The organism is Tardiphaga sp. 709 (genome assembly GCF_032401055.1).
GTDB lineage: Bacteria > Pseudomonadota > Alphaproteobacteria > Rhizobiales > Xanthobacteraceae > Tardiphaga.
On record NZ_CP135529.1, the window covers coordinates 3,354,481 to 3,372,791 of the forward strand.

20 protein-coding genes and 1 tRNA gene are annotated in these 18,311 nt (G+C 58.9%); 9 read left to right on the plus strand and 12 right to left on the minus strand.

From position 1 onward, the window contains the following. The first annotated feature begins 85 nt into the window (after window positions 1-85). The 4 genes from RSO67_RS16365 (at window position 86) to RSO67_RS16380 (ending at window position 2,599) form a co-directional block, all read left to right on the plus strand. Complete coding sequence (locus RSO67_RS16365) at window positions 86-490, plus strand: YccF domain-containing protein (protein ID WP_315839735.1); 405 nt, start codon at window positions 86-88, stop codon at window positions 488-490. 115 nt (window positions 491-605) lie between these two features. Next, the gene (locus RSO67_RS16370) at window positions 606-1,667 is read left to right on the plus strand and encodes a polysaccharide deacetylase family protein (protein ID WP_315839736.1); all 1,062 of its coding nucleotides are present in this window, start codon (window positions 606-608) and stop codon (window positions 1,665-1,667) included. 208 nt (window positions 1,668-1,875) lie between these two features. After that, the gene (locus tag RSO67_RS16375) at window positions 1,876-2,052 is read left to right on the plus strand and encodes a hypothetical protein (RefSeq protein WP_315839737.1); all 177 of its coding nucleotides are present in this window, start codon (window positions 1,876-1,878) and stop codon (window positions 2,050-2,052) included. 46 nt (window positions 2,053-2,098) lie between these two features. Next, window positions 2,099-2,599: a hypothetical protein gene (locus RSO67_RS16380; protein WP_120287524.1), complete on the plus strand. Its 501-nt coding sequence runs from the start codon at window positions 2,099-2,101 to the stop codon at window positions 2,597-2,599. An 8-nt stretch (window positions 2,600-2,607) separates the two neighbouring features. On the opposite strand, the gene RSO67_RS16385 is transcribed toward RSO67_RS16380, so the two are convergent. From RSO67_RS16385 to RSO67_RS16395, 3 genes are all read right to left on the minus strand, one after another. Continuing rightward, window positions 2,608-3,696, minus strand: coding sequence for an acyltransferase (locus RSO67_RS16385; protein ID WP_315839738.1), 1,089 nt, complete (start codon window positions 3,694-3,696; stop codon window positions 2,608-2,610). Between the two features lie 113 nt (window positions 3,697-3,809). Further along, window positions 3,810-4,775 carry an amidohydrolase family protein gene (locus RSO67_RS16390; RefSeq protein WP_315839739.1) on the minus strand — a complete coding sequence of 322 codons (966 nt, stop codon included), beginning with the start codon at window positions 4,773-4,775 and terminating at the stop codon, window positions 3,810-3,812. Between the two features lie 194 nt (window positions 4,776-4,969). Next, window positions 4,970-5,965 (minus strand): class I SAM-dependent methyltransferase, encoded by a 996-nt coding sequence (locus RSO67_RS16395; protein WP_315839740.1) that lies wholly within the window; start codon window positions 5,963-5,965, stop codon window positions 4,970-4,972. Window positions 5,966-6,163: 198 nt separating this feature from the next. On the opposite strand from RSO67_RS16395, the gene RSO67_RS16400 reads away from it, so the two are divergent. Next, window positions 6,164-6,240: transfer RNA gene (locus RSO67_RS16400), tRNA-Arg, on the plus strand. Between the two features lie 546 nt (window positions 6,241-6,786). Further along, window positions 6,787-8,442 (plus strand): acetolactate synthase large subunit, encoded by a 1,656-nt coding sequence (locus tag RSO67_RS16405; protein WP_315839741.1) that lies wholly within the window; start codon window positions 6,787-6,789, stop codon window positions 8,440-8,442. Window positions 8,443-8,484: 42 nt separating this feature from the next. On the opposite strand, the gene RSO67_RS16410 is transcribed toward RSO67_RS16405, so the two are convergent. Both RSO67_RS16410 and RSO67_RS16415 read right to left on the minus strand, forming a co-directional pair. Continuing rightward, the gene (locus RSO67_RS16410) at window positions 8,485-8,847 is read right to left on the minus strand and encodes a hypothetical protein (protein ID WP_315839742.1); all 363 of its coding nucleotides are present in this window, start codon (window positions 8,845-8,847) and stop codon (window positions 8,485-8,487) included. A gap of 30 nt (window positions 8,848-8,877) precedes the next feature. Then, on the minus strand, window positions 8,878-9,108 hold the full coding sequence (locus tag RSO67_RS16415; protein ID WP_315839743.1) for a hypothetical protein: 231 nt from the start codon (window positions 9,106-9,108) through the stop codon (window positions 8,878-8,880). A 287-nt stretch (window positions 9,109-9,395) separates the two neighbouring features. Here RSO67_RS16415 and RSO67_RS16420 point away from each other — a divergent pair, with 287 nt between their 5' ends. Further along, window positions 9,396-9,794 (plus strand): host attachment family protein, encoded by a 399-nt coding sequence (locus RSO67_RS16420; protein WP_315839744.1) that lies wholly within the window; start codon window positions 9,396-9,398, stop codon window positions 9,792-9,794. Between the two features lie 843 nt (window positions 9,795-10,637). On the opposite strand, the gene RSO67_RS16425 is transcribed toward RSO67_RS16420, so the two are convergent. From RSO67_RS16425 to RSO67_RS16435, 3 genes are all read right to left on the minus strand, one after another. After that, window positions 10,638-10,838 carry a hypothetical protein gene (locus RSO67_RS16425; protein ID WP_315839745.1) on the minus strand — a complete coding sequence of 67 codons (201 nt, stop codon included), beginning with the start codon at window positions 10,836-10,838 and terminating at the stop codon, window positions 10,638-10,640. A 225-nt stretch (window positions 10,839-11,063) separates the two neighbouring features. Beyond that, window positions 11,064-11,969, minus strand: a complete 906-nt coding sequence (locus tag RSO67_RS16430; RefSeq protein ID WP_315839746.1) for a glycosyltransferase family 1 protein — start codon at window positions 11,967-11,969, stop codon at window positions 11,064-11,066. A gap of 929 nt (window positions 11,970-12,898) precedes the next feature. Continuing rightward, on the minus strand, window positions 12,899-13,246 hold the full coding sequence (locus RSO67_RS16435) for a hypothetical protein (protein ID WP_315839747.1): 348 nt from the start codon (window positions 13,244-13,246) through the stop codon (window positions 12,899-12,901). 522 nt (window positions 13,247-13,768) lie between these two features. On the opposite strand from RSO67_RS16435, the gene RSO67_RS16440 reads away from it, so the two are divergent. Both RSO67_RS16440 and RSO67_RS16445 read left to right on the plus strand, forming a co-directional pair. Further along, window positions 13,769-14,653 carry a hypothetical protein gene (locus RSO67_RS16440; RefSeq protein ID WP_315839748.1) on the plus strand — a complete coding sequence of 295 codons (885 nt, stop codon included), beginning with the start codon at window positions 13,769-13,771 and terminating at the stop codon, window positions 14,651-14,653. 901 nt (window positions 14,654-15,554) lie between these two features. Then, window positions 15,555-16,268, plus strand: coding sequence for a response regulator transcription factor (locus tag RSO67_RS16445; protein ID WP_089263454.1), 714 nt, complete (start codon window positions 15,555-15,557; stop codon window positions 16,266-16,268). 169 nt (window positions 16,269-16,437) lie between these two features. On the opposite strand, the gene RSO67_RS16450 is transcribed toward RSO67_RS16445, so the two are convergent. The 4 genes from RSO67_RS16450 to RSO67_RS16465 are packed head-to-tail and all read right to left on the minus strand — an operon-like array spanning window position 16,438 to window position 18,308. Then, window positions 16,438-16,890, minus strand: coding sequence for a hypothetical protein (locus RSO67_RS16450; protein WP_089263453.1), 453 nt, complete (start codon window positions 16,888-16,890; stop codon window positions 16,438-16,440). Further along, window positions 16,887-17,396 carry a hypothetical protein gene (locus RSO67_RS16455; protein WP_315839749.1) on the minus strand — a complete coding sequence of 170 codons (510 nt, stop codon included), beginning with the start codon at window positions 17,394-17,396 and terminating at the stop codon, window positions 16,887-16,889. Before RSO67_RS16455 ends, RSO67_RS16450 begins: the two co-directional genes overlap by 4 nt. 15 nt (window positions 17,397-17,411) lie before the next feature. Then, complete coding sequence (locus RSO67_RS16460) at window positions 17,412-17,876, minus strand: rod-binding protein (protein WP_315839750.1); 465 nt, start codon at window positions 17,874-17,876, stop codon at window positions 17,412-17,414. Between the two features lie 36 nt (window positions 17,877-17,912). Further along, window positions 17,913-18,308 carry a hypothetical protein gene (locus RSO67_RS16465; protein WP_315839751.1) on the minus strand — a complete coding sequence of 132 codons (396 nt, stop codon included), beginning with the start codon at window positions 18,306-18,308 and terminating at the stop codon, window positions 17,913-17,915. Window positions 18,309-18,311 lie beyond the last annotated feature (3 nt).

The following is an 18,311-nucleotide window of genomic DNA, read 5'->3' on the forward strand; positions in this document are numbered from 1 at the left end:
GGCTGGGCGAACTGACCGCCATCTTCCGCTTGTTATGCAGGCTATCTATATGACGGTGGCAGCTACGCATCACCAGGGAGCCCCCATGCCCGTCGTCCCGCTGTTTCTGAATATCCTCTGGATCGTGTTCGGCGGATTGGGAATGGCGGTCGGCTGGCTGATCGCAGCCGTTGTCATGGCCATCACCATCATCGGCCTGCCCTGGGCCCGCGCCGCCTTCAATATCGCCGCCTATACGCTGCTGCCCTTCGGCCAGCGCGCCGTTGACCGCGAGGCTGTCACCGGCCGCGGCGACATCGGCACGGGCGTGTTCGGCCTGATCGGCAATATCATCTGGCTGGTGCTGGCCGGCTGGTGGCTGGCGATCGGCCATCTGCTCGCTGCACTGGCACTGGCCATCACCATCGTCGGCATTCCCTTTGCCTGGGCACATCTGAAGCTCGCCGGCATCGCGCTCTGGCCGATCGGCAAGGTCATCGTACCGGCCTAACGCGCATTGCGTTGAACAAATTCAAATTTTCTCGTTGAGAGTGCGCCGCGCATACGCGTGATTAACTATTTCGCTCAATGGTGAAACGAGGTGGGCCTCGGGCGCCGGAGTGATTATGCGTAAACTTCCTTTTTTGATCGTTGCAGGTTCTTTCACGGCGGTCGTCGCTGCAGGTGCTGGCGCCTGGCATTTCTTCGGGCCCGCCGGCGCTCAGACCAGCGCGAAAGCGGATAAAAGCGAGCTCACCACCGCCTCGATCGACACGCGCGCGCCGAAATCGAATTCGACCGCACCGACCGAACCGCCGCCGCGCGTGCAGGCTGTCGCAGCCGCACCGGCTGCCGCGCCGATGCCCGCCGCTCCGGCCGTGGAGAAGCGCCCAACCATCGCCAAGCCGGTCTGCAACAATCCGAACGCGCTCGGCGTGTCCCGCACCGTACAGATCGACACCACCGGCGGCCCCGGCCTCGGCATGTCGCAATATCGCGATTATGACTTCCTGCAGCCCGGTGAAGTCGTGCTGACCTTCGATGACGGCCCGTGGCCGGTGACGACGCCTGCCGTGCTGGCTGCGCTCAGCGCGCAATGCGTGCAGGCCGTGTTCTTCCCGATCGGCAAGCATGCCACCTGGCATCCCGCGGTGTTGAAGCAGGTGATTGCAGCCGGTCATTCGGTTGGCACCCATACCTGGTCGCACCAGAATCTGGCGACCAAGACCCCGCAGGAAGCCAAGGACGAGATCGAGCGCGGCATCAGCGCCATCACTCTGATGGCCGGCCAGCCGCTGTCGCCCTTCTTCCGCTTCCCGCAATTGCGCCAGAATGCGGAACTGAAGGCCTATCTCGCCGAGCGCAATATCGCCGCCTTCTCCATCGACATCGATTCCGAGGACTTCCGCATCCACAATGCCGGCAAGCTGGTCGCCTCGGTGATGGAAAAGCTGAAGAAGAAGGGCAAAGGCATCATCCTGATGCATGACCTGCACAAGTGGTCTGCGGCTGCCGTGCCGGACCTGCTCGCCCAGCTCAAGGCCGGCGGTTACAAGGTCGTGCATATCCGCGCCAAGGACACCCTGCCGACGATCGCAAGCTACGACGCCGCCATCGCCGCCGAGCTGCAGCCGGTGAAAACCAGCAACGCCCGCCCGATTTCCAACGTGATCCAGACGGTCGACTAGCGCCTGATTCACTCGAGTTGAACCCAATCGAGGCCGGGGCGGCACCGCTGCCCCGGCCTTTTTGTGTTTCGTGGCAAGGCGCGCGGCGAAACAAAACGATCCCCCGACGAAACCATTATCCACCTCGACGCAGACCGCCTGAAACCGGGCTTGGTTATCCATCTGTCCAACGAAGCGGCACACAGCGCCGCCCAACAGGGACAGTCACATGCGCATCATCGGTTTCATCGTCGCCTTCTCGTTCGCCTTTGCCGGCCCGTCATTCTCCGGCACCGCGATGAACGACCTGCCGGGCATCGGCACCTTTTCCTACAACGGCGCGCAGATCGCCTCTGATACGGCGACGGCGAAATTCGCCTATCTGACGCTCACGCGTCGTGCCTGATCGCACCCCTCCCCTCCGACATCCCCAGACACAGAAAGCCATCACCATGACCTCATTCAGCGCAAATCTGATCGGACACACGCTCAAGGCCGCCACTGTCGGCGCCATCCTGATGCTGTCGGCGACAGCGAGCCAGGCCCAGTCGGCGAGCCCTTTTGCCGGCTTTGACGGATCGTGGAGCGGCAGCGGCACCGTGTCGCTGTCGGATGGCTCCTCGGAGCAGATCCGTTGCCGCGCCACCTACAACGTTGTCGGCGGCACCGCGCTGAAACAATCCCTGCGTTGCGCCAGTGACAGCTACAAGTTCGAGCTCAGCAGCGACGTGAAGAGCCAGGGCAATCAGGTCACCGGCACCTGGGGCGAGGCCAGCCGCAATATCTTCGGCAATCTGCAGGGCAGCGCCGGCGGTGGCCAGATCGATGTCTTCGTCGAGGCCGCCGGCTTCGCCGCCAACCTGACGCTGACGACCAAGGGCAACAAGCAGCTGGTCTCTATCAGCTCCAAGGGTCAGATCCGCGACGTCTCGATCAATATGATCCGGAGCTGACGCAGGACCTATGCGGCTTGATGCTGTCGACCCACGGCATCAAGCCCACAGCCTGATGCGAGCGTCTTGATGCCCGGCTGCCGCCTGCGCCTGATCACGCGAAGCAGCGGGTTTTCAATGGCGAGATGCACGATGATGCCTGCGCCGCCGGCTATGGCGACATAACACAGCATCATCATTGTGGATGCTTCGGGCGTCGGCAGCTGAAGCCATCGCTCATTACCTGTTTTCATGACGTCGAAAACGATCGGATGCGTGAGATAGATGGCGTAGGACGCATTGCCGATCAGAATCAGCGGCTGCCAGGTTATGGCACCGCCGGCATATTCAGCAAACAGCGCACTCGCCACGATCACGACCGGCGCAGCTGCGGCGAGCGCCATATAAACCGACGGCGTGACGCTGTTTGCCCATAGCGGCCCCACGAATTGCGACCCATAGCAGAGTGTGACGAGCGTGGCGCCGATCCAGACAATGAAGCGTTGTGGTGCAGCGGGAGCAAAAACCTGCAGTGCATAGAAGATCGCGATCCCGGCGATGAAGAACTTTGTATAGTCGAAGGACAGATAGTGGCAGGCGGCCGCCGTGCAGACGATGGCCGCGGCATAGTTCAACGCCACCAGGCCTCCGACAACGATCAGCGGCGCCAGACGGCGGCTGATCGCAAGCGCTGCTGCGAAGATCAGATAAAAATACACCTCGTAATTCAGCGACCACCCGACATTCAGGATCGGATACTTGTCGCCGATCGGCGCGAACATCAGGCTGCGGCCGACATAGGCCCAGAGCGGCTCGGACGAGCGGCCATCCAGCGGCTTTGCCCATGTCGCTGCCTCAAGCAACGCAGACCCGAACATCACGACAAGAAGCACGGCTGTGCACAGCCAATAGAGCGGTGCGATCCGCTCCAGGCGCTTGGTGAGAAAATCGTCATCCCCCTTCCGGGTGATGAAACACATGATGAAGCCGGAGATGACAAAGAAGGTGGAGACCCCGAAGAATTCGGTGTGCCAATCGCCCGCGAACTTGTAGCCGGTGTGGAAGAACACAACGCCAAGGGCAGCTATGCCGCGTAACACCTGCAGATTTGACAGCATGGGGGGTCCCTCGACCGCCCGTCGCGGTCGAGGGCAAACCTCTGGCAGAGACGAGAGTTCCGCCGATCCGGAACTCTTGCGGGACAAAGAAGGCGGCGAGGTGACGCCAGCGGTCAGAAGCCGTAGAGCCGCGCGGGATTGTCGACCAGGATTGTCTTGCGAAGTGCCGCGTCGGGCGCCCACACCGCAAGCTGGTTCAGCAGGCGGCCATCGTCGATCTGATAGAGCGGCGTGACATCGGTCGGCTTCCTGCCGGGCGGTGTCACCGAATCCGGATGCGGCCAGTCGGTGCCCCAGATGATCCGTTCCGGATTGGCTGCGATCAGCGCCTTCGCCAGAGGTGCAACGTCGGGGAAATCCGGCCCTTGCGTCGAAGCGCGATAGGCGCCGGAAATCTTCACATAGGCCTTGCCGGATTTGACGAGGTCGAGCAGGTCCGCAAAGCCTGGCTGATCCAGCCCGAGCCTGGCTTCCGCACCGCCGAAATGATCGAATACCAGCGGCATCGGCGCACTGGCAACGACATCCTTGATCGCGGATACCAATGGCAGATTGGTGAACATCTGGATGTGCCAGCCACGCATCTTCATGCGCTCGATCGCGCCCAGAAGACGCTGCTTGCCGATGGCGGGATCGCGCACGCCGCTGGTCGCAAGATTGATCCGCATGCCGCGAATGCCGGCGGTCTTCATGGCGTCGAGCTCGCTCTCCGATGTCTTGTCATCGATGACCGCAACGCCGCGCGCATCGTTGCCGCGCGCCTTCATGCCGAACAGGGTCGCCGAATTATCCGTGCCGTAGATGCTGGGCGTGACGATCACCACGCGTTTGACGCCGAGTGCCTTGTGCAGCACCGCCATTTCCTCCGGCGACGCCAGTTCCGGCGTGTAGACGCGGCCCGCAAAGAACGGAAATTTTTCGGGATCGCCATGAATATGGGTATGACAGTCGCAAGCGTCTGCAGGCACCTGGAAATTCACCGGCGTCGCCGGCTGCGCGGCCTTGCCAACCGCAAATCTGTTGCTGAGCACCACCGCTCCCGCGATTGAAGAGAGCAGAACACCGCGTCTTGTGAACATTAGTTCCTCCCTGATGTCGCGACGCCATTTTGGGCCGGCGTTCACTTGATTGAGGCCAACGTGATCGTTTCGCGATGCATGTCAAGTGTACTTCCACATGCTGCAAAGCAAACACGGTGGGCATTGCCCGCCTGCTGCACAGCCCCACGTTAAATTGGCTGTTTAAATTGGCTGTGCAGCAGCTCGCTCGCGCGTCACGGTTTGCGAACGGTCACGCGCAGGAACGTCGCCTTCACCGATGTTGTCGAAGGGTCAGAGCTTCTGTTCTGACTCTCGAACAGCTTTACAAGCTCGCCCTTCAAGGTGTCGGCGCGACCGTCTTTTTCAGCCGCATCGAAGGCATTCATGGTCGGACCGTAATAGGCCCTGAACTGATCGACGAACTTTGCCGGCGGTCCAGCAAAGTTGAATTCGTAGGAGTCACGCGCGAATGAGATATTTGGCTTGGGAATGCCGGCCGACGTGAAGCGCTCGACAACATTGTCCTCGAGACCCCAGGTCATGGGACTTACGAACCCTTCCGGCGGAGGAGGCGAATAGGACGAGCTGATCTTGAGGATCTGCGCCACCAGAGTGGGATCGTTCGGGATCCAGTTTCCCATCACAATCCGGCCGCCTGGCCGCGTGACGCGAACCATTTCCCTGGCAACATCCGATGGCCTGGGCGCGAACATCGCGCCGAAGATGCTGATGACAAAATCGAAACTGCCGTCCTTGATATCTTTCAGATTTGACGCGTCGCCTTCCTGAAAACGACACGTAAGCCCTTCCGCCATCGCGCGCCTGTTGCCGGCCTCCACCAGATTGCGTGCAATATCGACACCCGTGACGTTTGCCCCGGCTCTTGCTGCTGGAAGCGCTGTCGTGCCGTCCCCACATCCAAGATCGAGCACATCACTTCCGCGGGTGATCCCGATCGACGCGACGAGCGCCTCGCCGCTGGCGCGCATCGTCTCCGCGATACGGGTGAAATCGCCTTTCTCCCAAAGAGCCTGGTTGGGATTCATAGGACATCCTCCAATGTTCGACATGGGAACGGCCGGCGCCTGGGTCGGTTCGCAGAACGGCGCCGGGGTAGCCGGAGTTATGTCACTCGGCTCCTGTTCTAGGTTCAGCATTCGCGATCGGACGATGTCTCGCTGCCAAACACAGCGTGATTGAGCAAATGGGCGAGGTTCCGGGACAATCACGGGCGCAACCTGATCCCTTGCCCGCGCGAAATACCCGTCACGTCTGCGGCGCGAGCGCTTCTGCGCATCCCGGCACGCTTCGAACGTGTAACCGTCGCCTGAAAGAGGGCGCCGCGCCCTCCAGCCGGGTCATTTTCGCCGAATCCCGCCCCGGCCAGCCGTTGCCGCCGCCCGGCCAATCGGCTAAATGGACCCTAAGCACCCGTAGCTCAGCTGGATAGAGCGTTGCCCTCCGAAGGCAAAGGTCACACGTTCGAATCGTGTCGGGTGCGCCAGTGATTTCAGGTGCCTAAGATTCACTGGCATTCCTCCTCGCAATGCGAGCGGAGCACCGTCGCCAGGCTTTATTTCCAGCAGACAGTCATAGTGCCATCGCAATGGCTCGGGCACGAGATAGTGCGCGATCGACACAGCGAGTCTGGATCAATGGATCGGAGGCTGGCGCAAAAGCCGTCTTGATTTGACCGGGAGGGAAATTCTGGCTGGTCAGAGCGTACGTCGCCGGCCCGAGCGAAACGCGCAAGTCTCCATAGACAATCGCAAAGACAATATTCTTAAGCCATAGGCTGGTTATCACCGTTGAGTTTTGGCGATCCGGCGAGTTGCCAAGCGCTTCCGTTATTATCCTTTTGGAACGACGCAACGGGACGCAGACTGACGACCGACGGATATAGACCCGCTCGGGTTGCTAACAGGGCCATCACCCCACAGAGGATGAGGCTGCTTCCTCAAGGTGCGCCTGAGGCGCCTAGCCCACCAAACGTTACATTAAATGGACCTGTTTGTCTGATACGGTACTGGGCAAACGGAGGAGCTCGACGATGAACAACGAGGACCGTGAAATGAAAGGCTCCGATCTGCTAGTGGCGGCTCTCGAAAACGAGGGCGTCGACCGCATCTTTGGCGTGCCTGGCGAGGAGAACCTGGACGTCGTCGAGAGCTTGCGCAAGTCTTCCATCGAACTGGTCGTCACTCGTCACGAGCAGCCCGCCGCCTTCATGGCTGCGACCCATGGGCGCCTCACAGGGAGGCCAGGTGTCGCGCTCAGCACTTTGGGACCCGGAGCCCTGAATCTCTCTACGGGGGCTGCCTATGGGCTCCTGGGCGGTATGCCGATGGTCCTGATCACTGGCCAGAAGGCGATCCACGCCAGCCGGCAGGCCCACTTCCAGATCGTGGATGTCGTCGCGAGCATGAAGCCGCTCACGAAACTGTCGCAGCAGATCGTAAGTGCGTCTTCCATCGCGACCGTCGTCCGGAACGCTTTCCGGATTGCGATGGAGGAGCGTCCCGGACCCGTGCACCTGGAGCTTCCGGAAGATGTCGCGGCGGAGAAGGTTTCCGGCGTTTCGGTCGTCCCGGTCCACCCCACCGATCTCCCGGCGCCTTCGGCGGACGCCGTCCGGAAGGTCGCCGAGCTCATCCTTTCGGCGGAATACCCGCTGCTCATGTTCGGTGCCGGTGCCAGCAGGCCCAGGCTCGCACCCGCGCTCTCCGAATTCGTCCGCGGGGTGAAGATCCCATTCTTCAACACGCAGATGGGGAAGGGTGCCGTCGGCGGGGCGTCCGACTACTATTGCGGCACGGCGGCGCTCAGCGAACGCGACTACGTCCATCGCGCGATCGATTGCGCCGACCTGATCATCACCATCGGCCACGACACCATCGAAAAGCCGCCATTTATTATGGGGCGTGGCCGCCATCAGGTGCTCCACATTGGCTTTACGCCGGCGACGGTCGAGGAGGTGTACTACCCGCAAGCAGAACTTATCGGCGATATCGCGAAAGGTCTCGACATGCTGGCGGCCGAGCTCGAAGGGAAGCTCAAGCAGACCACGCAGTGGGACGGCGTGCGCGCGGACATCCTGCGCCATATCGGCGACCGCGCTAACGAAGACCGCTTTCCACTGACGCCGCAGCGGATCGTCCACGACGTCCGCCAGGTCATGCCACCCGACGGCATCGTCGCGTTGGACAACGGGATGTACAAGATATGGTTCGCGCGCAACTACCGCACGGACGTCGCCAACACGCTGCTGCTCGACAATGCACTTGCAACGATGGGAGCGGGGCTTCCGTCGGGCATGATGGCGGCACTGCTAAATCCGACGCGCCGTGTGCTCGTTGTCGCCGGCGACGGCGGTTTTATGATGAATTCGCAGGAACTGGAGACCGCGCAGCGTCTGAAGCTAAATCTCGTCGTGCTCGTAATCGAGGATCACGCCTACGGGATGATCAGATGGAAGCAGGCCGTCGACGGTTTCGCCGACGCCGGGATGACTTTCGGCAATCCGGATTTCGTCGCCTACGCGCAGTCTTACGGTGCCCAGGGTCATCGCGTGACCGAGGCGGGCGGTCTGGCACCGACACTGGAGAGAGCCTTCGCGGCCGGTGGCCTCCACCTCGTGATGGTGCCGGTGGACTACAGCGAGAATGTTCGTGTTTTGGTGAACGAACTAGCGGACATGCAGCGATAGCCGCGAAGAACCGTTCGACAAATGAAAACGGGGCAGAATAGCCTAAGATTTTCGTGCTTTTCGGTCGACGCGGACATGTTGAAACTCTTCGGGGCCTTTGAGCAGTCGCCGCTTTCGGGTCGCTTGATCATCAGAGGTGGCATTCTCGTCTGCTTGAAAATCAAGTTCTGTGGCAGCCATCTCACTTGCACGGGTGCGTTGTGACGCACTGTTCTTCCGGACGCCTTTGACACTCAGGCCGAGCTCGACGAGTTGGCGAATAGCTTCCGGTCTCGTTGGCTTTGAATCCGGGCGGGATAGCGTCCAACGGTCCACCGCTGCCATTTCGGCAGAGGACATCTTTACCAAAACTGGCACAGTGCTGACCGGATGTCGTTCGCCAAGTGATTTTATCTTTGATTTCACCAGCGCCCCCTTAGGAAGTGCGCGAAGATGCTATTGACCGTGATCAACCAGGACGCGGTTGCAACTCTGTGAGAGTTTCGAGCGGTTCTGTTGGAGGCAACTGAGGACCACGAGGTCGCCCTGATCGATAACGGAAGCGCAGTATTTCTTCACGTCAGGAGCACAGGCTTGCCGCTCCTGTTCGGTTCCTCCCTGCTGCGCCAAAGCTTGTCCTGAGAAGATAATAATGGTTGTCAGAGCCGCGGTGAATAATCTGAGCATGTTGGTCCTTTTGTTGCCGGTTCAAGCGATAGGATTGCAGGTTGTTCCGGACGAGAACGACTTGCGAGAGCTAAACCGTTATTTGTCTAGATAAACCGGATCGCTAATGCCCAAGACCGTGATCTTTAGGAGCTTAGACTGGAAACAGCCGCTTCGCAGTCCGGCGCGCGCTCCCAAGGAATCATTGAGCATTTGGTTAGGCGGAACTTCGCGGAAGCGGATGTGTTGCTCTATGGCTTGCGGCCAGCTTGGGCAACGGCGCCACTCACAACATGTCAGGAAATGAAATGATCCTCCCAACGGATACCATCGTTGCTGTTGCCGACGGTGAAAAGCTGAATCTTTTCCGCAACGTCGGCACCGAAACCGAAATGAGCTTGGTCGTTGCTCCCGGTGACGATGTCGAGCCGGTCAGCGGCAGTGGTGGACAGAACAGCAGCTCGGCCAACCCCGATCAAAGTCGGGCGGATGAGGACGGTTTTGCGTCCGGGATCATCGAAATGCTGAATGCTCAGGTGCTAACGAATAAATTCAGCAATCTCGTGATCATCGCTGCGCCGAAGACGCTTGGTGAGATGCGCAAACATTACCACAAAAAGCTCGATGAGGCTCTGGTCGGCGAAATCGCCAAGGACCTGACCGGTCATTCGATAGCGGATATCAAGAAGACGATACTTGCTGCGTAGCTTTTGACGCTCGTCCGATCAATCCGCCGTTCTGCCAAGCGGTGGATCTTAGTATCGTACTCCTCAAGATCGCGAGCAGGTCGTTTCTTGGAACGATGCGCCTAAGGTCGTGCTCAACTTATGACCAGCTCTGATCATGCGACGGAGCGGAGTTAGATATACTGGCATCGACCATCGTCACTATGACTGAATTCACTACTCTGGCCGGACTCGTCCGCACGACAGCCGGCCGTTTTACTTCACACCCCTTTGCCAGCACCCCATACGCAGCCGCTCCAGCGCTTGCGATCCTCGCCCCTCTGATGCGGTCCTAAAAAGTGGTAATGCAAAATATATAGAGCAGCGCACATGCCAGCACGGCGGTCCATGTGGTCGATGCCGCCAGAAGCACAGACTCGCTGGTTATTCGCCGGGCCATGGCGACTTAGCCCGAAATCGATTTGGGCGGCTGCAACCCCGGCGATGAAATCCAGTTGTCAATATGAAGCGCGATTTCGACCTGACGCAACTCGCGCTCAAGGACATCGCGCTGTTGTCCGCGGTTCTCGCATTCCAGCCGCGCGTGAATGCGAGCTTTCTCAGCGTTCAGTCTGCTGTCGTATCTATAGGAATGCGAGCAAGGGCGCCTCATGGCGCGCTCCTTTCCTGCGTATAAGGCGGGAGCGCAACACTCTCAGTCACCGATAGCTGCCAAGGTCCGGCCGGTGATGGCGCAAGTGTACGCTCGCTATGTCCGGTTGTCGACATACCTCAAGCGGCGACTGCGTTTCCTCTAAGGCCGTTAGGGTTGGAATAAGCGAGTACCTTTCTCCGTGCGCGATCGCAGGCGAACTGTGAAGCGGCTTAATCGCTGGTTTCATCGGGAGCGTCGACGTTTCCCGCATCGGCGGCCGTGAGCTGGCCTTCTGACGTCGACTGCGAGCGCCCTGGAAGCGAGCCGGTTGACGCGCAGCGTCGCTCAGCTTCATGAACGCTGCCGGCATCGTCGGGAAAGTTGTAGATCGGAGGAGCTACGGGAAGACGTTTGGCGAGGTCTTCATCCATTTAAATGATGGCGGAGTGCGCCGCGCGGAAATTGGGCACTGACCCTGTTTCCGGCGGCAGTGGCCTGATTTGGTTTTTTGGCACGAAGTGCACAGGACTTTCCCGGACGCGGGCCTATAAATGCTCCCACATCTTGGGGAGCTGCCGTGTCAAAAGAGCACCTTTATAGCGCCTTCGTCATCGTGGCGGGGCTAATCCCCGTCGTGATAGTCGCAGCCCCTTCCGTTAAGCCGTTCGATCAGCGGCCCGCAGCGTCTCGTCGATGACATAATCGACCATCGCGTCCTGCAGATGATATTTGCGAACATGCTCGCGCAGATCCAATGCCATCTGGCGTAGAAGCGGCTTGTCGCTCAGTCCGCGCTCAATCACGGACGACAGACTGCCCGGGGTTACGTCGTACAACAGGACATGCTCGTGTTCTCGAACGGGCGCGTGACGCTCGACCGTCGGATAGTTGAGAACCGGCACGGTCAGGCATTGCGCCGCCTCGGCAGTTCGATAGCACTCCCAGCTATAGCCCGACGGTGACCACGCCAGCCATGCGCTCGAAAGCCGCCGCAGGAATTCGTCATGCGGTAGTCTTTCGTGCGGAATATCGATCTTGAGGCCTTTGCTTCTCAACGCCTCGAGTTCTGACAGACCGACACGGCGCACCCACGAATTTTCCGCGACTTCGCCCACGAAAAACACGTCAGACGTCTTTTCCGGAGATTCGCCATCGGTATCGATCCTCGCTGCGGGAAGCGAAATGGGGCGTATCTTCGCCAGACGTTCGTTCCAGCGCCGATTGCGCCTTATGCGTCGCGTCGGAAGTGCCGGATGGGCCGAGTGGCAGAGAATATGCCACCGATCGACGGGAAGCTCGCGTTTGAAAGCCGCGGTAGCCTTGTCGAGCAGAAAGAAATTATGCGAGCCGACGATGAAGGCGTCGTTCATATCCAGAACGGCGATCGGCACGGGAAGCTTCACGAATCTTAGCCAGGAGACGCCGAAGACTCTTGTCATCGCGGACAGCGGACGAAGCGGCTGCCGGAAGAAAGCGCGCAGCCAGTAGCGCGGATGCCATGCCGGGCGTAGTGGCATATAGACGATGATCAGGTCGTATGTCCCGCGTCGCGCCTCACGCATCGCCTTAATGAATCGCCAGGGCGTGCAGTCGGCGAAGCCTTTCGCCGCTCGCCCGCGAGGGATCGGACGTTCCCCCGTCCAGAGCACATCCGTCTCTTCCGGATAGATATCCTTGCAATAGTGCCAGGAGCCCAATTCGAGGATTCTCGGTCTGGTCCTATTTGGGCTTTCTGCCGTCGCACTCACCGATGGAATTCCTTAACAGACGAGGCCAGCTCACTGGAGTTGCAGTAGAACGGATATCACCATCATGGATTGATGCGCGACACGACATGAATGCAACAAAAAAGCGCGCCTGACGAGGGCGAAGAGGGCTGCAACATGCCCGTTTATAAGCGTTTCTGGCGAGTTGGCCCAAGGCGCCTTTTAGCCTCTCCCAGAGCCGTCTGCGATCAGACACCGGCTGTCCGCTTGCTGCACTGGCTGCAGTTTCTACGACATTCGGCGTGGACCGCCCTTCAACCTGTTGAAGATCGCCGGGCATTCCAATTTTCACTTTCCGCGCCCGGCGACCGTTGACGCTGCAGGATCAGTCGATGAGCGACCCCCGCGCCACCACCCATATTCCATGTCGTCAACCGGGTGCACCACGCGCTGTAGCCACATCCTCTACAGGACAGGATGAAGCATAACATCCTGAGCGCGCGGCGGACTGGATCCAGACCTGGCTGGTCATGAAGCTGATCACGTATCAGGTGGACAAGGCCGAGCGTCAGCACGTCAGATAACCGAACGGTCGGCGCCGAAGGACGTGCGCCGGGCAAGACAATCAACGTCGAGCGAATGCCAAAGAACAGAGCCCATACCGCAATGCGGCGGGAGCACCATGCCGGTCCTCTTTCAAATCGATCCCAACGACCTTGGTGACAGAAAGTCGTCAACAAGGGACTCATTTTGAATGGATCGAATTTGACAATTCGCAACGTGACTCAGTCGGCAGTGCCTTGTGGCTCGGGCGGCTCCTGATCAGACGCATCACCAAGCGCCTTTCCCCGGGCGAGACTCCGTTCTTCCTGCACCCTGATATTATGCATCAGAGCTGTAAGGCGACGGCCAGTGATGGGTTGGCCATCACCCTGGGTAACGCCCTGCGCAGCAAGACCCGCAGCAATCTCGGTCCACGTCGCGCCGTCTTCACGGTGCATCCGTTCCAATTCCCGAAGGTTCTTTCGAATAATTTCAGTCGCGCCAGATTTGATCTTGCCGATCGGCGAATCCTGCCGCTCGGCTTTCAACAATTTCACGTAATCGCGAAGGCTTTTGAGATCGATATCCATGGCCACGGCAATAGTGTCGGTTTCTTAAAACGCCACTTCATCAACCGATGAATAGCCCCTATCGATCTATTATCAAGATTTACGGCATTTAACTCAATGCGCGGATTTACCGATTTGATCTGATAGACTTTGGAGTGAGGCAGCTCGAATCATTTATATTTTTACGAATCAATTTCAATATTCTTTGGGTCGACTTTGATTTGATTGTCTCGCATCTCGTTGATCGTGCCTGCGCCATTTTCCATTCTTCGATCAAATCGCCGCCCCGTGACGGTCGAGAGATGACCGGCTAGCAGTTGGTGACCACACGAAGACCACACCAATAACTACACAACCACTATGCGCTCTTGTGCACGATATATCGGCGCGGACAGCACCCGATCATCGTTCAAACGATCTGCATCGTCGCGCGATGGAGATCGACCGTCGGTTGATCGTTAGCGCACACATCTATCTCGACGGCTTCGCGCAAGCTTCGCTTGTTACGCCGCTCGTACGATTTGATTGCCACTGCAGACAGTCATGACCAATGCAAAGATCAGCATGACGATGTCCAAGATACCGTCGGATTCACGGTCAAGCGCTGTGGAAAACGGCAGCCTGTTTCGTGAGCAATCACCGAATTCACACTCCACGCCAAGACCTCATATTGCTGCTGCCGCCGCGATCGACGAGCTTCTCGCCAGCGAAGCGCGCGCAAATATGCAACGCGCTCGCATTTCCACCCGCGAAGAGCCAATCAAGGCAAAGGTGCGCTTCACTGTGCCGCCGGCCCGTATTGTCGCAAGACCGTTACAATCGCCGGCATGGAAAGCTCCGTTCTTCTCCCTGGCAATGGTCGTCGGCCTGTCAACGCTCGTTTCCGCTGGCGCGATTGCCTATCTGTTCCTGCGGCCGATGACATCTTCAGCCGTATCTGATGCAGATCTTCGCAGCATTCGCGATTCCGTCACGCAGCTGCGACGGCAAGTTGCGGAGATTACCGGCGACGTGGCTAGCAGTCGCGCTGCCGTTGAAGCTGCCCGTACGCAGGCCGCCGAACAGGCAAGCCGCGCACAAGATCGCGCCGAGCGTGAACAGGCGGCCCTGGCTGCGAAATTTGCACGCATTGCTGACGAGAAAACGCAAGCGATACAGGTCGCGGCCACTCTGGCGAATACTCCCGATATCACCGGCACGGTGCAGTCTCAGGCGCAACGGCCGGCAAGTACGTCACGCGAAGTTATTCCCGGTTGGCACGTGCGCCGCGCCTATGATGGCGTCGCGGTGCTTGAGGGAAAGACCGGTGTGATTGAGGTCGTGCCGGGGCAGGATGTCCCTGCTCTCGGGCGAATCCAGGAAATCAAGAACGAAAACAACCGCTGGCAGGTTCTGACCAGCAGAGGCGTCATCCTTTCAGGTCGCTGAATTGATGCCTCGATCTGACTGATTGATACTAACGGCCACGCACAGGCAGGATGCTCGTGACACGCTGGATGACTACCCAGGACGACGCCGACAAGATCGGCAGCTTCGGATTCGCATCGAGCGATCCGAGTGCCCTATATGGCACGCTCTTGAGAGTGGATATCAGTATTGGCCGATGCCGGCTGATATCGGGCCTACGTAATCGCATGTTGCTGCCCCGCACATGACGAAAAGACTTTCGCTCCATATGCCCGCGCACGACAATCAACGCGTTTTGCCGTGTGGTACTGCACTGGTTCAAACCAGCGCAGTCGCGATTGCATCTATGCCGGCACGCTGTGAGATAGTTGGGTGCAAAAAGGGTCCGACAAAATCGTCGCACCTTATGAATTATCCACTTGTTAGTTTGCTTCAACTGCATGGTTTGCAAGCACGACTCTTTGCAAATTTGTGCACCTCGACTACTTGATGATGCGGTATCATCTTGATGATCAGTATGCCGATTCGCGTGTGTGACAACTCGGGCAAGTCCAGCCGATCAAAGCGCCAGATATCGACGATACGGCACGCGCTCGGCCACTTCCCCCGTTTTGACACTAGCGCTGGTTCGGTTCTGCCACCGACCGTGCACGACCATGAGATGTCATGTCGTGTTCACATAGCGAGAGGGAGCTCTCTGAAACTACGGATGAATGCAAGCCGGAGAACATGAGCTGACCGCATCACTGCACTGGGTATCCCGTAAAAGCGACCGGGCTCCCCATTGCAAGTCAGCACACCGCTCAAAGGCCCATCCATCCGCTCAAGTAACTGTTGTGTTGCGTCTTCAAGACAAAAATGGGGCGAGTGCGCCTAATTCGACCCCATAACGATATCAAGGCGAAACACGCAGGGGATTAAAATGTTTGTTGTAATCGATGACCGAGAGGGCGTCACACAAGGCTATGCGGCCGGGTTTGATCGCGAAGGGGTTGTATCGATTGGCTTCACTTCTACAGACTTTCGCGATTGGCTGGAATGTGCCGTTGGTAATGATTTAACTGTCATTCGGGCCTTTCTGCTGGGCGATTGTCCTGATCGGACGAGTATCCCATCCAGTATCCGCAACAGGTCACGGGCGCCGATCATTGCGCTCAACAGCCTGAAGCACCTCAAGCAGACTATTGAGTTATTCGAAGCTGGCGTGGATGACGTCGTTCACGCACCGGTTCACGTCCGCGAGATCATGGCACGAACGGCAGTTATTCGCCGCCGTACCATCGATCAGCATGAACCGGCACAAACGAGCGTGATTCGTGTCTTTCTCGATGGCCGCGACCCGGAGGTCGCCGGTCGCACTTTGATTCTGCCACGACGCGAACTACGCATTCTCGAACACCTGGTCGGGCATCAAGGCAAATGGCTGACGAAGACCCAGCTCTTCAACGCCATCTACGGTCTGTTCGATGCCAGCTTCGATGAGAATGTGATCGAAAGCCATGTGAGCAAGCTGCGCAAGAAGCTACGTGATCATCTCGGCTTCGACCCGATCGAATCGAAGCGTTACATGGGTTACCGGTTGGACGATCTGAAGTCTCGTCCCGCTAACGAAGCGCCTGTTTCAAAGGCGAACTAAGGCTCACGCCTTACGCGCAAGAGGACGCCGACCACGGCGTTGGCGTCCACCGCCTCCTCGAATTGCTGTGCAAGACACAGAGCTTCTCGCGCAACAAGAAGTACCACACATCCACCACGCCAGATCATCGAGTATCACCGTACCACAGCGATGACCACTCGCTGTAGTCTCAGCGGCGAATCTGATCCTTCGACACATAGTTGAAATCCTGCACCAGAACTTCCTGCAGCGCCTCCGTCTGCAGACGCTTGTTGACCTGTGCGCGCACCGTCTGCGCGAATTGTGTGAGGTCGTAACGACCAAGATTCTTGAAATCGAGCTTCTGGTCGCCATAGATCATACGGAATGCTTCATCGACGACGAACGGCTCCGGCGGCACCGGCAGCTGACGCAGGACTTTGGCGTTAGCAGTGAAGACGAGCTGGGTGACAATATAGCCCTGAACGCTACCGTCGGCGATCATCGGCACATTGATCACCTTGACCTTTTCATAAACCAGCCCTTCAGGTTGGTCCTGCTTCGCGGGCAATGCGGCCGCAGTCTCCTTCCAGTAGGAGATCCCGAAACTGGTACCCACAGTGACGAGGCAGGCCCAAATGCCCGTGATCAGCAGCTTCATCATTTGCGCTTGCCTGCGATCGCCAGTGAGTAGGTGCCGTCCGATTCAACCTCCTGGATCGAACGCGCGATGATGGCCGAGACCTCACGCACTGCATCGAGATGGATCTGCAACGCAGCTTGATTACGGATCAGGCTGGCGCGCAACAGCGTGAGTTGCGGCGTGACGCGCGGATCATTCTTGATGTCCTGAGTCAGCCGCATTGCCCGAGTCAGCTCGAGCAGACCACGGTTCTTGCGCTGGCTGAAGCCGTCGAAATCCACTACCGCGCGAACCTCAAGCTTCTCCGTCTCCTCGTCGATGGTCGCTTTCAGCCGATCGATCGCGGTCAGCGCGCTGCTTTGGGTGCCGAGCCATTGGCCAGGCACATCGTCCGCCTCGCCGAAAATCGGGGTTTCCTGCGCAGCCGATTCCGGAAGGTCATTCTCAGGCAAAGCCAGAGCCTGCGCCTCGACGATGATGATTGAGGTCTGCTGTTCGATCTGTTCCATGTCGATCTCTACTGTCATGGCCGGAATCGGCCGTTAGCCTTCGGAAGTGGGAGCCGATGTCGGGCGCGATTTTGCCAGTTGCTTGGCGATGCCGACGCCGTTGCCCTTGGCCATTTCATTGCCGATCTGCTCGGCGAGCATCGAACGCCAGATATTGCCCGCGGTACCCTTGCCGAATACGTCCTCCGCATCCTTCGGCAGCATCGTTTCCACGAACATCTGCAGCACGAAAGCTTCGAACTTGCGATAAGTCGGATTGCTTCCCTCAGCCTTCCGGATGATCGGCGTTGACGCGATCTCTCCGCCGCTGACGGGGGCAGACTTCGCGCTCTGGGCGGCCTGCCCTGCAGCAAACTCGTCGGCGACCGCAGATGCGAAGTTCGCCTCGCTCGCCGGCGCCATACGCTCAAGCCTCGTTGCCGCGACACGTTGAGCGGCCGGATCCGCCGCCTTCATGACATCCGCGATCAGATCGTTCGATACCGGGGCAACTGTCATGACACACCCTGCGCAACTGTCAGAATTCCCATCGGCCTATGCTCCCTCGATCGACCGCCGTACGGCCTTGTCGATTTCGTCGTCCAGAACCCGCTTTTCGTCGGCCCGAACCGTGCGTCCGACCGCCGACTTCACCATTTTCAGCGCATGTTTCAGCTTGCGGCCTTCGTCGCGCGCATGCGCCGCCAGTCTTTCCCTGGCCTTGGCTACGACGCCTTGCTCGATGCTGGCGGCGCGCAAACTCTGGCTCGCCGTCTGCACGGCGAGGTCCGGAAGCTTGCTCTCGTCATTGAAACCTTCGAGAATGACGCGCTGCTTTTCCTCGAGCTGGTTTTCCCGCGCCTGACATTCCATCAGCTGCCACTCGGCAATCCGATGCAGCCTGGCCTGCACGGCGGCGATACGACGAATCTTGCGGTCGCGCTTCTGCACTGC

Bases quoted from the DNA above. Each gene is read 5' to 3' on its own strand.
- RSO67_RS16455 (WP_315839749.1), bottom strand. From the start codon at position 17,396: ATGACAGTAGAGATCGACATGGAACAGATCGAACAGCAGACCTCAATC.
- RSO67_RS16375 (WP_315839737.1), top strand. From the start codon at position 1,876: ATGCGCATCATCGGTTTCATCGTCGCCTTCTCGTTCGCCTTTGCCGGC.
- RSO67_RS16440 (WP_315839748.1), top strand. From the start codon at position 13,769: ATGACCAATGCAAAGATCAGCATGACGATGTCCAAGATACCGTCGGAT.
- RSO67_RS16380 (WP_120287524.1), top strand. From the start codon at position 2,099: ATGACCTCATTCAGCGCAAATCTGATCGGACACACGCTCAAGGCCGCC.
- RSO67_RS16445 (WP_089263454.1), top strand. From the start codon at position 15,555: ATGTTTGTTGTAATCGATGACCGAGAGGGCGTCACACAAGGCTATGCG.
- RSO67_RS16435 (WP_315839747.1), bottom strand. From the start codon at position 13,246: ATGGATATCGATCTCAAAAGCCTTCGCGATTACGTGAAATTGTTGAAA.
- RSO67_RS16365 (WP_315839735.1), top strand. From the start codon at position 86: ATGCCCGTCGTCCCGCTGTTTCTGAATATCCTCTGGATCGTGTTCGGC.
- RSO67_RS16385 (WP_315839738.1), bottom strand. From the start codon at position 3,696: ATGCTGTCAAATCTGCAGGTGTTACGCGGCATAGCTGCCCTTGGCGTT.
- RSO67_RS16370 (WP_315839736.1), top strand. From the start codon at position 606: ATGCGTAAACTTCCTTTTTTGATCGTTGCAGGTTCTTTCACGGCGGTC.
- RSO67_RS16415 (WP_315839743.1), bottom strand. From the start codon at position 9,108: ATGCTCAGATTATTCACCGCGGCTCTGACAACCATTATTATCTTCTCA.
- RSO67_RS16420 (WP_315839744.1), top strand. From the start codon at position 9,396: ATGATCCTCCCAACGGATACCATCGTTGCTGTTGCCGACGGTGAAAAG.
- RSO67_RS16460 (WP_315839750.1), bottom strand. From the start codon at position 17,876: ATGACAGTTGCCCCGGTATCGAACGATCTGATCGCGGATGTCATGAAG.
- RSO67_RS16450 (WP_089263453.1), bottom strand. From the start codon at position 16,890: ATGATGAAGCTGCTGATCACGGGCATTTGGGCCTGCCTCGTCACTGTG.
- RSO67_RS16405 (WP_315839741.1), top strand. From the start codon at position 6,787: ATGAACAACGAGGACCGTGAAATGAAAGGCTCCGATCTGCTAGTGGCG.
- RSO67_RS16430 (WP_315839746.1), bottom strand. From the start codon at position 11,969: ATGCGTGAGGCGCGACGCGGGACATACGACCTGATCATCGTCTATATG.
- RSO67_RS16425 (WP_315839745.1), bottom strand. From the start codon at position 10,838: ATGGATGAAGACCTCGCCAAACGTCTTCCCGTAGCTCCTCCGATCTAC.
- RSO67_RS16390 (WP_315839739.1), bottom strand. From the start codon at position 4,775: ATGTTCACAAGACGCGGTGTTCTGCTCTCTTCAATCGCGGGAGCGGTG.